This is a genomic window from Muricoccus harenae (assembly GCF_009848505.1).
Classification (GTDB): Bacteria; Pseudomonadota; Alphaproteobacteria; order Acetobacterales; family Acetobacteraceae; genus Roseomonas; species Roseomonas harenae.
The window spans coordinates 57,131-71,036 of the sequence record NZ_WWDL01000025.1; the positions used below are offsets into that span (position 1 = coordinate 57,131).

Genomic DNA, 13,906 nt, shown 5'->3' on the forward strand with positions numbered 1-13,906 from the left:
GCGGCACTTGTGCTACGGCCCGCCGGCTTTGCAAGGCCCGAGTGACGGTTTCATGCCCGATACGAACGACGACTTCCTGCATCTCGCGCGGCAGCGCGGCTATATCCACCAGGTGACGGACGAGGTGGCGCTGACCGCCCGCCTCGCCCAGGGGGTGCTGCCCGCCTATGTCGGCTTCGACTGCACGGCCGACAGCCTGCATGTGGGCCACCTGCTGCCCATCATGCTGCTTCGCCTGCTTCAGAAGACGGGCCACAAGCCAGTGGCCCTGCTCGGCGGCGGAACCACCCGGATCGGCGATCCCTCCTTCCGGGACACGCAGAGGCCTCTTCTCACTGATGAGCAGATCGAGACGAACAAGGTCGGCATCCGCCGGACTTTCGCGTCCTTCCTGCGCTTCGGGGACGGCGCGGCGGATGCCGTCATGCTGGACAATGCCGCCTGGCTGGACGGGCTCGCCTATATCCCCTTCCTGCGCGATGTCGGCCGGCATTTCAGCGTGAACCGCATGCTGACCATGGACAGCGTGCGGCTGCGGCTGGAGCGGGACCAGCCGCTCTCCTTCCTCGAGTTCAACTACATGCTCCTGCAGTCCTACGACTTCCTGGAGCTGCGGCGACGCCACGGGGTTGGCCTCCAGATGGGCGGCAGCGACCAGTGGGGGAACATCGTGATGGGGGTGGAGCTGAACCGCCGGATCGACCAGGCGGAGGTTTTCGGCGCAACCACCCCGCTGCTCGCCACCTCCTCGGGCGCCAAGATGGGCAAGACGGCCACGGGTGCGGTCTGGCTGAACCCGGACCGCCTCTCACCCTATGACTACTGGCAGTTCTGGCGGAACACGGAGGATGCGGATGTCGGTCGCTTCCTGCGCCTGTTCACCGAGATGCCGATCACGGAAACCGAGCGCCTCGCCGCCCTCCAGGGTGCCGAGGTGAACGAGGCGAAGAAGATCCTCGCCACCGAGGCCACCGCCTTGCTGCATGGACGAGAGGCCGCCGAGGCCGCCGCCGAGACGGCGCGCGCCACCTTCGAGCAGGGCCAAGCGGCAGAGACGTTGCCCGCCATCACGACCGCCCTTCCCGCCAGCCTGCTTGACGTCGCGGTCGCGGCGGGACTGGCCGCCAGCAAGGGCGAGGCCAGGCGACTGGTCGGGCAGTCGGGCCTGCGCCTGAACGACGAGGTGGTGACCGATGTCGCGCGGGAGGTGACGGCGGCGGATCTGCGGGACGGCGCGGCGAAGCTTTCCGCGGGGCGCAAGCGCCACGTGCTGGTGCGGGCGGGCTGAGTTCTCAACCGCCCCGCTGCACCACGAGGCCGAAGGAGGTGGTGACCTGCCCTTCGGCCTCGATCTTGAGATGCGGCAGGGCATAGGGCGGCACGTCGATATGCGCGTCGAGCGGCGCGTCACCCGGATGCAGGTTCAGCGGCCAGACCACATGGCCGCGTGCGGCGAGGCGTTCCAGCAGCCGCTCGATATCGCGGCGGCGGAAGATGGAGAGGCCGGGCGTCTCCAGTGTCGTCTCGTTTGAGCCGAGATTGAACTCGGTCGTGTGCACGGCCAGCCCGCCAGGGCGCAGCGTCTCCAGGCTGTTCTCCACGAAGTCGAGCCCGTGGTCGATGCTGCCCAGGTGTTCGAAGCAGCAGGAGGACCAGCAGGCGTCGAAGCCGCGAAGGTTCCGTGGAATGTCGTTCATATCCACCGAGCGGAACTCCACCCTTTCCCGGAAGCTTGCCTCGTCCAGCAGCCGCCGGTGGTAGAGTTGCATCAGCCCGGCCGCATGCTGGCCCGTGCTGTTCCAGCCCATGTCGTTCACCAGATCAGGCGGCGCATCCGTGGCGAGCACGGCGACGCCGTTGGCGGCCAGCATAGATGGCAAGGGCTCCTGACCCACGCCGAAGCCCAGCATGTGCGTGCCGGGACGGATCAGGTCCGCCGCGCGCAGGACGGAGAGGATCCAGCAGAACTCCCATTGCTTGCGATGGGGACGCGGCAGCTCGCCGATGGTGGCGCACCAGCCGGCATAATCAGGTTCGTCGAACTGGCCGCCGTGCAGAGCTGGGTCGTCGGCGCCGAAAGGCGCGGCGGTTCGAGGCGCCAGGGGATTGTCGGAGAGGCCGGCGGCCCCAGCAGCCAGAGCGGCGCCGCATAGCCCGCCGGCCGAAGCGCCTGGCGGAGAGCTTCGGGTGACGCATGGCGGCGATGCGTCCTCAGCTCCACCCGATCCGGATCCCGGCCGAGCAGGAGGCGGAATGCCCAGACCACCGCCTCCGTCGGGAGGAGCTTGTCGGATGAACTAGCAGGCAAAAGAGGGTCGGCCAGCACCGGATCAGGCCCGCGGGGCCGGGGAAACGTCTTGCATCCCCCGATCATAGGGCAGGCGAACATGGCCGGTCGAGCCGGGAGGCTTCGGAGCATCTAATCGAATATCGAGGAAAATCAGGCGAATGGTGGGCGCAACAGGGATTGAACCTGTGACCCCCTCCGTGTCAGGGAGGTGCTCTCCCGCTGAGCTATGCGCCCATCCGCCGGGACCTGCCGCATCGCGGCCGGGGCGCCCCTTTAGCGCGGGGACCCGAGCGGGACAAGCCCGAACGGCACAGCTTTCTTGCGCCGTGTGACTGGGCCCTGCCGATAGCCTGGCGCGGCGCTCCGGAAAGGCTTCGCAAGGCGCGTGACAGCCGCGCGCGGCTGTGGTGATTCGCAGATTGATGGACCTTCCGATCCAGGCCCCGGTCGAGGCCGACTCCCCCCCGCCTTTCCTGCTCGAACGGCCTGTGAAGCAGGCCGCGCCGATCATCTTCGCATCCCCGCATTCGGGCCGGCACTACCCGGCTGCCTTCCTGGCCGAGAGCCGCCTGGACCCCGTGGCGCTGCGCCGGTCCGAGGACGGCTTTGTGGAGGAGTTGTTCGCCGACGTTCCGGCACATGGCGCGCCACTTTTGGCGGCTACCTTTCCGCGCGTCTATTGCGACGCGAACCGGGAACCCTGGGAGTTGGATCCTGGGATGTTCGACGGGCCGCTGCCCGACTTCGTCAACAGCGCCTCGCCCCGGGTGGGCGCCGGGCTGGGCACCATCGCGCGGGTGGTGGCAAGCGGCGAGGCCGTCTACCGGCGCCGCCTATCCTTCGACGAGGCCGCCAGCCGCATCCGGGCGCTATGGGAGCCGTATCACACGGCCCTGTCCGGGTTGATCGAGGAAACCACGCGGCGCTTCGGCTGCTGCCTGCTGATCGACTGCCATTCCATGCCTTCCCTCCCCGGCGAATCAAGCCGGGCGGCAGACATGATTCTAGGCGACGCGCATGGCACCGCCGCGGCGCCGCGCGCGACGCGGATGCTGGAGGAGTCGCTGACCGGCCTGGGTTACCGGCTGCGTCGGAACGATCCCTATGCCGGCGGCTACGTCACCCGCCACTATGGCCGCCCGCGGGACGGCGTGCATGTCATTCAGTTAGAGATCGCGCGCAGCCTCTACATGGACGAGCGCCGAATCCAGCGCCTGCCGGGGCTCGTGAGTCTGCGAGCGGATATGAAGCGAATGGCGAAGGGGCTGGTGGAAGCGGACTGGTCCTTCCTGCGCCCCTGAAGGCCTCTGCCGCGCAGCCGGTGTAAGGCTGCAGGCAAAAAAAGAGGCGGTGCCAGAGGCACCGCCGAGTTTAGGGAGGAAACGTCCAAGAAAGACAGCAGCGCGACAACATCGCGTTGCTGCGATGCACAAACTAGTGCCGCACCCCCCGATGCGCAAGTGTCGTATTGCAACGCACCATCACGGGAACGCGATAGCAGACCGGCGTCTGGCACTGTGCTTGAGCAGGCACCCCCATGCGCCTCCTCACCCTGCTCCTCGCCATGCTTCCGGCCCTTGCTGAGGCCCAGCCCTCGCCCATCGCCCTCTGCCACGCGGCCATCGCCTCGGCGGAGCGGGAATACGCGCTTCCAGCAGGGCTTCTGGCCGCCATCGGGCGTGTTGAATCCGGTCGGCGGGAGCCCGGAACCGGCGAGAACGGTCCCTGGCCCTGGACCATGAACGCCGAGGGCTCCGGCAAATTCTTCTCCTCCAAGGCGGAAGCGGTTGCCGAGGTGCGGCAACTCCGTGCCGGGGGCATGCGGCTGATCGATGTCGGCTGCATGCAGATCAACCTGCACCACCACCCGAATGCCTTCCCTTCCATCGAGGAAGCCTTCGATCCCCTCGCCAATGCCCGCTATGCCGCCCGCTTCCTGACGGAGCTGAAGGCCGCGAGCGGCGACTGGATGGTGGCGGCCGGAAACTACCACAGCCACACCCCGCACCGGTCCGAGGCCTATCGGGCGCAGGTCGCCCTGCGCTGGCCCGAGGAGCAGCGCCTGGCTGGCGCGGCGCCATCCTGGCAGGCCGGCTGGTCGAACGTGCCGCGCCCCATGGTTGCCGCTGCCGGCACTCCTGGGCTCAGCATCCGCGCCACACCACCGCCAGGTATCATCCGCATGCCCGGTGCGGCGCCGGAGGGAGAGCGCGGACGGGGCCTCGACTCCTATCGCAGCATGGCTATCCCGCTGGCCACCCGCGCCGTGCCGCTTCTGGCGCGCGGTTTGGCCGGGGTGCGCGGATGATCGCGCGTCGAAGCCGCCGATAGGAGTGAGCGCGCGGCCGTGGCAGGCCCGGTCGGAACACGCGGCTCAGCCCGCAAGGGGCCGCACTGCAGCCGGCGAGCCGTCCCGCATCAGCGCCGCGAGGGCGTCCATCGCCGCCGCGCGCGGATCCGAGGCGCGAACCAGCAGTGTGACCTCCCGCCCCACTCCCTCTGGCAACGGCGTGAAGGCCACTAGCCCTTCCACCGGGCCGAGTGCGGCCGCGGCAAGCGCTGGCATGAGCGAGGTCCCCTCACCGGCCGCGACCATGTGGCGCAGCATCTCCAATCCGGTGGCATGGCGGGTGCCGCGCGGCGCCTCCATGCCGCAGACAGCCAGCGCCTGATCGTGCAGGCAGTGCCCTTCCTCGAGCAACAGCAGCTCATCTGGAGGCGGCAGGGTGCCTGGCGCGGCGGGCGCAGGGCCTGGGACATGCATCAGCAGGAAGGGCTCGAGGAAGAGCGGCAGGGAACGAAGCGCGGCATCCACTGGTCCTGCGCAGCACAGCGCCGCGTCCAGCGCGCCGGATTTCAGCGAATCGCGCAGCTCCGCCGTCCGCGCCTCGGACAGCACCGGGCGCATGGCCGGAAAGGCCTCGCGAATCGGGCGAAGCAGATGCGGCAGCAGATAGGGGCCGAGCGTTGGGATGGCGCCGAGGCGGAAGGGCCCAGCCAGTGGGGCTTCTTCCGCGCGGGCGGCGAGCAGGAGCGCCCGGGCCTCGCGCACCACCGCCGAGGCACGCGCCAGCACCGCCTCGCCGCGGGCCGTAACCAGCACACGTCCGGGCAACCGCTCGAACACCTGCGTGCCGAGGAGCGATTCAAGTTTGCGGATCTGCGACGACAAGGCGGGTTGCGAGACACCGCAGCGGTCGGCTGCGCGGCCGAAATGGCGGTGCTCGGCAACGGCGAGGAGATATTCGAGGTCCCGGAGGGACAGACCGGCAAGCGACATGGCATGACCCTCATAAACGATGCCTATCGGGTCGTGAAGAAGCTTGTCTTTGTCCTTATCGCCCCGTGCGGAGATGGTCGCGTCGACGCCGGCCACAAGCCGGCGGATGGTGAAGGAAAGGACCGGACGCATGTTCATCCGTATCGACAAGCTGCAGGTGGAGATGCCCCTGCCGAATGAGCCGGACCCCTCGGCTGCGGCCGCGGTCAACGAGCTCATGGGTGGTCGCTTCGGCGAGCTGACCACGCTGAACACCTACATGTTCCAGAGCTTCAACTTCAAGCAACGGGAGAAGCTGAAGCCCTTCTACGCGCTGATCGCCAATATCGCGGCCGAGGAGCTGGGGCATATCGAGCTGGTCGGCGCCGCAGTGAACGGGCTGCTGAACGGCATCCAGCCGAAGGGCGACGCCGCCTTCGCCGACAGTTTCGGCACGGCGACCATGGCTGGGCCGATGTACCACATCAATGGCGGCCACGGCGTGCTGCCGATGTCCGCCATGGGCCAGCCCTGGCGCGGCGACTATATCTTCAACAGCGGCAATCTGGTGCTCGACCTGCTGCACAACTTCTTCCTCGAGAATGGCGCGCGCACCGCGAAGCTCCGCGTCTATGAGATGACGAAGAACCCCGCAGCGCGGCGCATGCTCGGCTATCTGTTCACGCGCGGCGGCGTGCATGCGCATGCCTATGCGTTGGCGCTGGAGAAGCTGACCGGTGTGGATATGAAGAAGATGCTTCCCATTCCGAACATCGAGGGGAAGACCATCCCGGAATCCCTGCCCTTCATGGCCGAGGGCATGCATCGCCGCCTCTATCGTTTCAGCACCGACGACTATCGCGAGATGGGCGCCATTTGGCGGGGCGAGGCGCTTGATGGCAGCGGTCCGCTGGAGATCACCGACGGTCCGCCCACCGGCGGCCCGCAATACCAGCAGGAGGGCGTTGCCTCGGCCTTCATCCCGGATTACGCGCCGGAGGAGATCCTCGAGATAGCCCAGAAGCTCTACGCCAAGGCGGTGGGCTGATACCATGGTGATGGGCTCCTCGCGCCCGGCGCCAGTCCCCAGGTCGCGGCGTCCCGGCATGACCCCCGCCGGCCGCGCGGCATTGCGTCTGCTGGTCCGCCTGTTGGCGACCCGGCTTGGCGCGGGGAAGGCATGAGCCGGTGGCGGGGCGGGAAAACTTGCCCCGCCCCTCCGCAAGCTTTCCCTATCGCAGTAATTGAGCGCAGCCCGTGGCCGCGGGCAGGCGGCGATGGCCTGTTCCGCGACTGCAACGGAGACGCCGTGATGTCCGCCACCTTCTACGTACCCTTCGGGGATAGTGAACTGATCAACGGTGCCCGGAACTTCCGGGCCGATGGCGGCAACCGCACGGTGATCCATGGCGTGGACCGCGCCGGTCTGGCGACGCTGGGACGTGACGACATCCTCTATGTGATCGCGCATGGACGCTACGGCAGCGGCTCGGAGATCGTCGGCGAGGTGAAGGGGCGGGTCTATGGCAAGCGGCGGGTAACAATGACGGCAAGCCAGCTTGGCGATGCACTGGTGGAGGACGGGCTGCCGAAGAACTTCGGCGATCTGCGCCTGATCGTCTGCTGGGGCGGGTATACGGGCGGCGACAAGGCTTGGGGCTCACACACGCTGAAGCGGAAAGAGGGCGACGCGCCCTTTGCCGGGCAGCTCTGCGGCGCCTTGAAGGGCCGCGGCTACCAACGGATCATCGTGACCGGGTACCGTGGCACGGTGTCCTTCAGCCCCAGGGAAGGCGGGCCGACGGTGAGCTCGCTGATGACGAACCTGAAGCCCAGCCGGCTGATCATGGAGACGCTGGCCCGCGGGTATGCGGGGGGGCTGAGGCCGAACGCGTCCGGCGCACTGACGCTCGACGACGACAGCCGCACCGTCTGGCACTGATCACCAGGCCGGTGCCCGGAGCGATGCGGCGAGCCCGCGTCACTCCGGGCGCCGCCAGTGGCGCGATCAGCGGTTGCGCGTCACCAGCCGCCCCGGCTTCTCGCCCGTCGCGCCCTTGGCTCCGGCATAGGTCGGCACGCCGTTGCACCACACCTCCTCGATCCCCTCGGAAAGCTGCTTCGGGTTCTCGAAAGTCGCGCGGTCGCGCACCGTATGCGGATCGAACAGGACAACATCGGCATAGGCGCCCTCGCGCAGCACGCCGCGATCCACCATGCCGAAGATCTCGGCTGCGCGGCCCGTCATCTTGTGGATGGCGGTCTCCAGGCTGAACAGCTTCACGTCGCGAACGTAATGGCCGAGGACGCGCGGGAAAGTGCCCCAGAGGCGCGGATGCGGATGGTCGTCATGCGGGATGCCGTCCGAGCCGATAACGGAGAGCGGATGCGCCATGATGCGGCGCACGTCTTCCTCGTCCATCTGGAAGGTGATCTGCCCAGCGGGCAGCAGACGGGAAGCGGCGCTACGGATGTCCGTGTTCCAACCGCGCGCCACATCCTTCAGGTACTTGCCCGCCATCTCCGGATGCGGGACGGACCAGGTGATCATCACCTCCACATCCTCCCGCAGCTTGTCCGGCATCAGCACGGTGGAGCCGGCGGGATAAGGATAGACGTCGAAGGCTAGGTCCTGCGTGCGTGCATATTCGGAGAGCAGCGGAAGGGTCTGGGTGGAGCGACCATAATTCTCCGGCATGGAGCATTTGTGGTGGCTGACATGCACGGCCACCCCGGCGCGCTTACCGATCTTCGCCGTCTCCTCGATCGAGGCGAGGATGCGGTCCGCCTCGTCGCGCATATGGGTGCAGTAGAGGCCCCCGAAGGGGCGGATGGCCTCGGCGACTGCGATCACCTCCTCGGTCGTCGCCTGCGCGTTGGGTGGGTAGTAGAGGCCAGTGGAGAAGCCGCTCGCCCCCTCCCCCATCGCCTGGCGAACCATGTCGTGCATCCGCGCGATCTCGGCATCCTTGGCCGGGCGGTACACATCGTTGTTCATGGTGATGGCACGCAGCGTCTGGTGGCCGACAAAGGCGTAGGTGTTCACCTCTGAGCCCTTCGTCTTCAGCGCTTGGGCGTATTCGCCGAAGCTGTCGAAGATGTACCAGCTCTCGTCGCCGAGCAGGTCGAGCGGCGGGATCGGCCGCTCCTTCAGACGTGCGGGCGACAGGCTGACGCCGCAATTGCCCACCACCACCGTAGTCACACCCTGGCTCGTCTTGCAGGTGGTGCATTCCGGGCCGCAGAGCACGGCGCGGTCGTCATGCGTGTGGCTGTCGATGAAGCCGGGGGCGATGGCCTTGCCGGTCGCGACCACCTCCCGGTCGGCAATCGCGCTGCTCAGGTCGCCCACGCCGGCAATCCGGTCGCCGCGGAGGCCGACATCGCCGACGCGGCGTGCCGTGCCGGTGCCGTCGAAGATCGTGACGTCGCGGATGATGGTGTCGCAGCGCAGGGCCATGGTTAGAGCCTTCTCAAGAGTGGACGCATGATGGCCCCACCCGCAGCCGTGATCCAGGCCCTAGCGAGCAGCGCCTGGATCGGGGCGCTCTCCCGGCGCAGCCTGCCGCGATGACAGAAACAGCGGATGCGCTGAAGCGCCGCACCGATGGCCTGCCCGGACGCATCGAGCGGCTCGGCGGGCGCATGGCCAAGCTGCGCAAGATCATCCCGCTCCGGCAGAGGATGGAAGGCGGGCTGGAGCAGGGCGTCCTCTCGGCCGCCGCTGCGATCGCCGCCTACCTGCCGACCCAGGTCCTGGGGCTGAAGGAGGGTTTTTGGGGCGCCATCACGGCCATTGCCGTAGTGCAGACGGAGTTGGGCGCGGCACGCAGCAGCGGCCGGGACCAGTGCACCGGCGCGGCCGTGGGCGGAGTGATCGGGGTGGGGGTGGCGTTCGTCACGGGGCCGTTGCTGCTGGGCTATGCCCTGGCGGTGGTGCTCTCCGTGCTGGCCTGCTGGGTCCTCAACGTGGCCTCGGCCAGCCGGCTATCGGGGATCACGGCGACCATCATCCTGCTGGTGCCGCATACGGGCACGCCCCAGCACATGCTCACCTCCCGGGTGAGCGAAGTGGCCTGGGGGGTGCTGGTCGCGCTCACCCTGGTCTGGGCGCGGGAGCGCTTCCTGAAGCGCTGAGAGGCTATTCCGAGAAGAAGTCGGGCATCGCCAGCGGCGGCGGCTTGGGGCCACGCATGGCCAGCTGCACCGTGGTGTCCAGGGCCTGCAGGAAGCGGGAGCGATTGTCGGCGCTGAAGCTGCTGTTGCGCGTCTGGCCGCCGGTCACCTCCCGCATGTGGCGAGAAATCTCCCGGCCGGCGAGAGCGGCGCCGATATTTGTGCTGTCCCAGATCTTGCCGCTCGGGGCTACGGCATGACCGTCGGCGGCCAGGCAGCGGGAGGCAAGCGGAATATCGGCGGTGACGCAGATGTCCCCGGGCCGGACGCTCTCCGCAATCCAGTCATCCGCCGCATCCGGGCCCTCGGCCACGATCACGCGGCGCACGCCCTCCGGCAGGCGCACGCCGCGCGACCCGTTGGAGACGACGGTGACCGGCAGCCCGTAACGGGCGGCGACGCGGAACACCTCGTCGCGGACAGGGCAGGCATCCCCGTCCACATAGATGTGGGGCGCGCTCAGACCAGGCCGTCCGCAATGTCACGGGCAACGAGCGCCGGATCCCGCTCGCTCGACGCGCCCATGCCGCCGCCACCGGGCAGGAGCAGGCGCAGGCGCTTGCCCTTGGGGATCACCTGGTAGCCCTTGGTGCGCAGCAGCGTGCCATCCGTCAGCCCGACCCAGCCGGGGGCGCCGTCCCCGCCGCCCTCCCGCCCGCGCGGTGGGGTGGCCACACGGTCGAAGATGGCGTTCACGGCGAATTCGGCGTCGTTCTTGGCGCCGATCTCCATCACCTGCCCCAGGCCGCCGCGCGTGCGCCCGGCGCCGCCGGAGCCGGGGCGCAGCTCTTTCTTCCAGAAGATCACCGGCGCGACATTCTCCGTCGCCTCCACCGGCATGGTGCGGACGCCGGAGGGAAAGGCGGTGCCGTCCAGCCCATCCTGCGTGGGGCGCGCGCCCGTACCGCCGGAGTTGAAGGTGATGACCTCGAAATCCGGCAGTTCCGCCTCGCCGCCGCTCACCTGGGCACCGCCGCGCAGGGGCGGGTTCCAGAGGCAGGAGGAACCCTCCGCCGTCACGCGTTTCGGCACGGCCTGGTGCAGGCAGCCCATCATCAGGTCCGGCAGCAGCTGCCCCACCACGTGGCGCACACTGACCGCGAAGGGCCGCGGGGCGTTGAGGATGCAGCCTTCGGGGATCTGCATCCGGAAGGGCAGCAGCGAGGCCCAGTTGTTCGGCACATCCGGCGCGACCACGCATTTGATGCCGAAGCAGGCATAGGCGCGGGTATAGGCGGCCGGCACGTTGATCCCGCGCCCGGAGAGGCCGGAGGTGCCGGCATAATCCACCGCGATATGGTCCCCGGCGATGGTCATGCGCGCGCGGAGCGTGACCGGCGCCTCATAGCCATCGGAGCTGATTTGCGCGGAATAATCGCCGCGGGGCAGCTTCGCAATCTCGGCCAGGGTCGCGCGGCTTGAGGCCTCGAAGATAGATTCCGCGAGGTCGTCGAGCGAGTCCATCGCGAACTCGTCCATCATTTCCACCAGCCGCCGCGCGCCGGCGTCGTTGCAGGCGCAGAGGGAATAGACGTCACCCTCCAGCTCTGCGGGCGTGCGGGTTCCGGCGCGCAGGATGTCGAAGAAGGTCTCGTTCGCGCACCCCTGGTCGAAGCACTTCACAATGGGGATGTAGAGGCCTTCCTCGAAAACTGAGCGGCCTTCCGGGCCCATTCCGAGGCCGCCGACATCGATGACATGGGCGGTGTTCGCGAAGAGGCCGACGATGGCGCCGTTGCGGAAGGCGGGCGTCACCACCGTCAGGTCGTGCAGATGGCCGGTACCGAGCCATGGATCGTTGGTGATGTAGTGGTCGCCCGGCTTCATCGTCTGCGCCGGGAACTTTGCGAGAAAATGGCCGACTGACTCCATCATGGAGTTCACATGGCCCGGCGTGCCGGTCACCGCCTGGGCCAGCATCCGGCCTTTCAGGTCGAAGATGCCGGCTGAAAGATCGCCCGCCTCGCGCACCGTGGTGCTGAAGGCGGTGCGGATCATGATCTGCGCCTGCTCCTCCACCACGGCGATCAGGCGGTTCCACTGGATCTGCCGCTGGATGGCGGCGAGCGCATCGGTGGCGGCGTCACTCATCGCGTCAGCTCCAGATATCCAAGCCCATCCATCTGGCAGGTCCATCCTGGCCCGACGAGCGTGCTCGTCTCGGCCTCAGCCACGATGCAGGGGCCGGTGACTTCCGCGCCAGGGGAGAAGCCGTCGCGGTCATAGACGGGCCAATCCGACACCTCGCCCTTCGCCGTGTCGCGCACCGGCTGGTGGCGGATCAGCGATGGCGGTGGCGCGGCGGAGACCTCGGCGACCGGCGGCGGCGCCTCCACCTCGGTCGCAACCGTCACGGCAAAGGAGAGGATCTCAACGTCGCTGCCCGGCACCGGGCGATCGTAGAAGCCGGCATAGGCGACGTCATAGGCATTGCGGATGGCGTCCACATCGGTGGCCTCCAGCGCCTTCACCGGCAGTTCGACCGCGATCTCATGCCCCTGGCCGACATAGCGCATATAGGCGATGCGCCGCTCTAGCATCGGCGCTCCGAAAGCGCCCTCCGCCACCACGCGCCGCGCCTCTGCGGACATCTCGGCCAGCAGCGCGTTCACCGCCTCCCGGTCGAAGCTGCGGAAGCGCTGGTAGAGGCTCCGCACCACCTCATAGCCGACGGGCGCACGCAGAAAGCCGATGGCCGAGCCCACGCCCGCGCCCGAGGGCACGAGAAGCCGCGTCACGCCGATCTTCTCCGCCACGCGGTAGCCATGCACCGGCCCGCCGCCGCCGAAGGCGATCACAGCGCGTCCGTCATAGCCCTTGCCGCTTTCGATGGCATGGACGCGGGCGGCATTGGCCATATTCTCGTCCACCACCTCCACCACGCCCAGCGCCGCCATCTCGGGCGCCAGGCCGAGCGTGCCGAGGGAGGAATCCATCGCGCCACGCGAGGCATCGGGATGCAGGGACATGCTGCCGCCCGCGAAGCTGGCCGGGTCGTAGCGGCCGAGCAGCAGGTTCGCATCCGTCACCGCCGGCTTCGCGCCGCCGCGCCCGTAGCAGGCCGGCCCCGGATCGGCGCCAGCACTTTCGGGCCCCACCTGGATGCGGCCCAGCGCGTCCACGGAGGCGATGGAGCCGCCGCCGGCGCCGATTTCCACCATCTCGATCACCGGGATCCGCAGCGGCATGCCGGAGCCCTTCTTGAAGCGGCCGATCCGCGCCACCTCGAAGGTCCGGGCGGTCTGCGGGGCGTGATCGTCGATGAGACAGACCTTTGCCGTGGTGCCGCCCATGTCGAAGGACAGCACGCGGCCCCAGCCCTTCTGCCGCGCCACGAAGGCCGAGAAGATCGCGCCGCCCGCCGGGCCGCTCTCGACGAGCCGGATAGGGAAGCGCGCGGCCGTCTCCAGTGTTGTCAGCCCGCCGCCCGAGAGCATGAGGTAGAGCGGGCAGGCGAAGCCCGCCTCCGTCAGCCCGGCCTTCAGGCGATGCAGATAGCTGGCCATGAGCGGCTGCACATAGGCATTGGCCGCGGTGGTGGAGAAGCGCTCCCATTCGCGCATCTCGGGGCTCACCTCGCTGGAGAGCGAGACGGGCAGCTCAGGCCAATCCTCCCGCACGATCTCGGCGGCACGGCGCTCATGCACCGGGTTCATGAAGGCGTGGAGAAAGCCGATGGCGAGGCTCTCGATCCCCTCCGCGCGCATCATGGCCACGGCCTGTCGCACCGCGCCCTCGTCCAGCGGCAGCAGGACCTTGCCCTCGTTGTCCAGCCGCTCCGGCACCGGCAGGCGCCAGCGGCGCGGCACCAGGGGCTGCGGCAGGGTGATGTTCAGGTCGTATTGGTCGTAGCGGCTCTCATTGCCCAGCGCGAGGACATCACGGAAGCCCTCCGTCGTCAGAAGGGCCGTCCGCGCACCCTTGCGTTCGATCAGGGCGTTGGTCGCCAGGGTCGTGCCGTGGATGAAGATGGAGATATCCGCCGGCGCCATCCCCGCCTTGGAGAGCACCACGCGGATGCCCTCCAGCACGCCCTTCTCCGGCGCGGCCGGGGTGGTGAGGACCTTTGCCGTCCAGCGCTGCAACCCGCCCTGCTCGTCAGGGCATTCCAGCGCCAGATCCGTGAAGGTCCCGCCGATATCGGCTGCGAGCCTTGCCCGCGCCACCCCCTTGGCCGCCAT

General features: G+C 68.5%; 12 protein-coding genes and 1 tRNA gene. 6 read left to right on the forward strand and 7 right to left on the reverse strand.

The window, feature by feature from the left end:
• Positions 1–52 precede the first annotated feature (52 nt).
• Positions 53–1,288: a tyrosine--tRNA ligase gene (gene tyrS / locus GSE44_RS17545; protein ID WP_159350130.1), complete on the forward strand. Its 1,236-nt coding sequence runs from the start codon at positions 53–55 to the stop codon at positions 1,286–1,288.
• A gap of 4 nt (positions 1,289–1,292) precedes the next feature.
• On the opposite strand, the gene GSE44_RS17550 is transcribed toward tyrS, so the two are convergent.
• On the reverse strand, positions 1,293–1,871 hold the full coding sequence (locus tag GSE44_RS17550) for an SAM-dependent methyltransferase (RefSeq protein WP_159350131.1): 579 nt from the start codon (positions 1,869–1,871) through the stop codon (positions 1,293–1,295).
• Positions 1,872–2,449: 578 nt separating this feature from the next.
• Positions 2,450–2,524: transfer RNA gene (locus tag GSE44_RS17555), tRNA-Val, on the reverse strand.
• A gap of 188 nt (positions 2,525–2,712) precedes the next feature.
• Between GSE44_RS17555 and GSE44_RS17560 the strand changes: the two genes are divergently transcribed.
• Together GSE44_RS17560 and GSE44_RS17565 are read left to right on the forward strand one after the other, a co-directional pair.
• Entirely contained in the window at positions 2,713–3,591 is an 879-nt protein-coding gene (locus tag GSE44_RS17560) for an N-formylglutamate amidohydrolase (RefSeq protein ID WP_159350132.1), read from the forward strand.
• 236 nt (positions 3,592–3,827) lie between these two features.
• Entirely contained in the window at positions 3,828–4,598 is a 771-nt protein-coding gene (locus GSE44_RS17565; RefSeq protein ID WP_159350133.1) for a transglycosylase SLT domain-containing protein, read from the forward strand.
• 66 nt (positions 4,599–4,664) lie between these two features.
• Here GSE44_RS17565 and GSE44_RS17570 read toward each other — a convergent pair whose 3' ends face one another.
• Positions 4,665–5,702 (reverse strand): LysR substrate-binding domain-containing protein, encoded by a 1,038-nt coding sequence (locus tag GSE44_RS17570; protein WP_235924912.1) that lies wholly within the window; start codon positions 5,700–5,702, stop codon positions 4,665–4,667.
• Here GSE44_RS17570 and GSE44_RS17575 point away from each other — a divergent pair.
• Both GSE44_RS17575 and GSE44_RS17580 read left to right on the forward strand, forming a co-directional pair.
• The gene (locus tag GSE44_RS17575; protein ID WP_159350134.1) at positions 5,701–6,597 is read left to right on the forward strand and encodes a manganese catalase family protein; all 897 of its coding nucleotides are present in this window, start codon (positions 5,701–5,703) and stop codon (positions 6,595–6,597) included. The two genes, GSE44_RS17570 and GSE44_RS17575, sit on opposite strands and share 2 nt — an antisense overlap.
• 264 nt (positions 6,598–6,861) lie before the next feature.
• Positions 6,862–7,491: a hypothetical protein gene (locus GSE44_RS17580; protein WP_159350135.1), complete on the forward strand. Its 630-nt coding sequence runs from the start codon at positions 6,862–6,864 to the stop codon at positions 7,489–7,491.
• 66 nt (positions 7,492–7,557) lie between these two features.
• On the opposite strand, the gene GSE44_RS17585 is transcribed toward GSE44_RS17580, so the two are convergent.
• Positions 7,558–9,009 carry an N-acyl-D-amino-acid deacylase family protein gene (locus GSE44_RS17585; RefSeq protein ID WP_159350136.1) on the reverse strand — a complete coding sequence of 484 codons (1,452 nt, stop codon included), beginning with the start codon at positions 9,007–9,009 and terminating at the stop codon, positions 7,558–7,560.
• Positions 9,010–9,119: 110 nt separating this feature from the next.
• Here GSE44_RS17585 and GSE44_RS17590 point away from each other — a divergent pair, with 110 nt between their 5' ends.
• Complete coding sequence (locus tag GSE44_RS17590) at positions 9,120–9,686, forward strand: FUSC family protein (protein WP_159350137.1); 567 nt, start codon at positions 9,120–9,122, stop codon at positions 9,684–9,686.
• Between the two features lie 4 nt (positions 9,687–9,690).
• Here the strand turns inward: GSE44_RS17590 and GSE44_RS17595 are convergent, their stop codons facing one another.
• The 3 genes from GSE44_RS17595 to GSE44_RS17605 are packed head-to-tail and all read right to left on the reverse strand — an operon-like array spanning position 9,691 to position 13,906.
• Positions 9,691–10,167: a YaiI/YqxD family protein gene (locus GSE44_RS17595; RefSeq protein ID WP_408015117.1), complete on the reverse strand. Its 477-nt coding sequence runs from the start codon at positions 10,165–10,167 to the stop codon at positions 9,691–9,693.
• A gap of 17 nt (positions 10,168–10,184) precedes the next feature.
• Positions 10,185–11,816, reverse strand: coding sequence for a hydantoinase B/oxoprolinase family protein (locus GSE44_RS17600; RefSeq protein WP_159350138.1), 1,632 nt, complete (start codon positions 11,814–11,816; stop codon positions 10,185–10,187).
• Positions 11,813–13,906: a hydantoinase/oxoprolinase family protein gene (locus GSE44_RS17605; RefSeq protein ID WP_159350139.1), complete on the reverse strand. Its 2,094-nt coding sequence runs from the start codon at positions 13,904–13,906 to the stop codon at positions 11,813–11,815. Before GSE44_RS17605 ends, GSE44_RS17600 begins: the two co-directional genes overlap by 4 nt.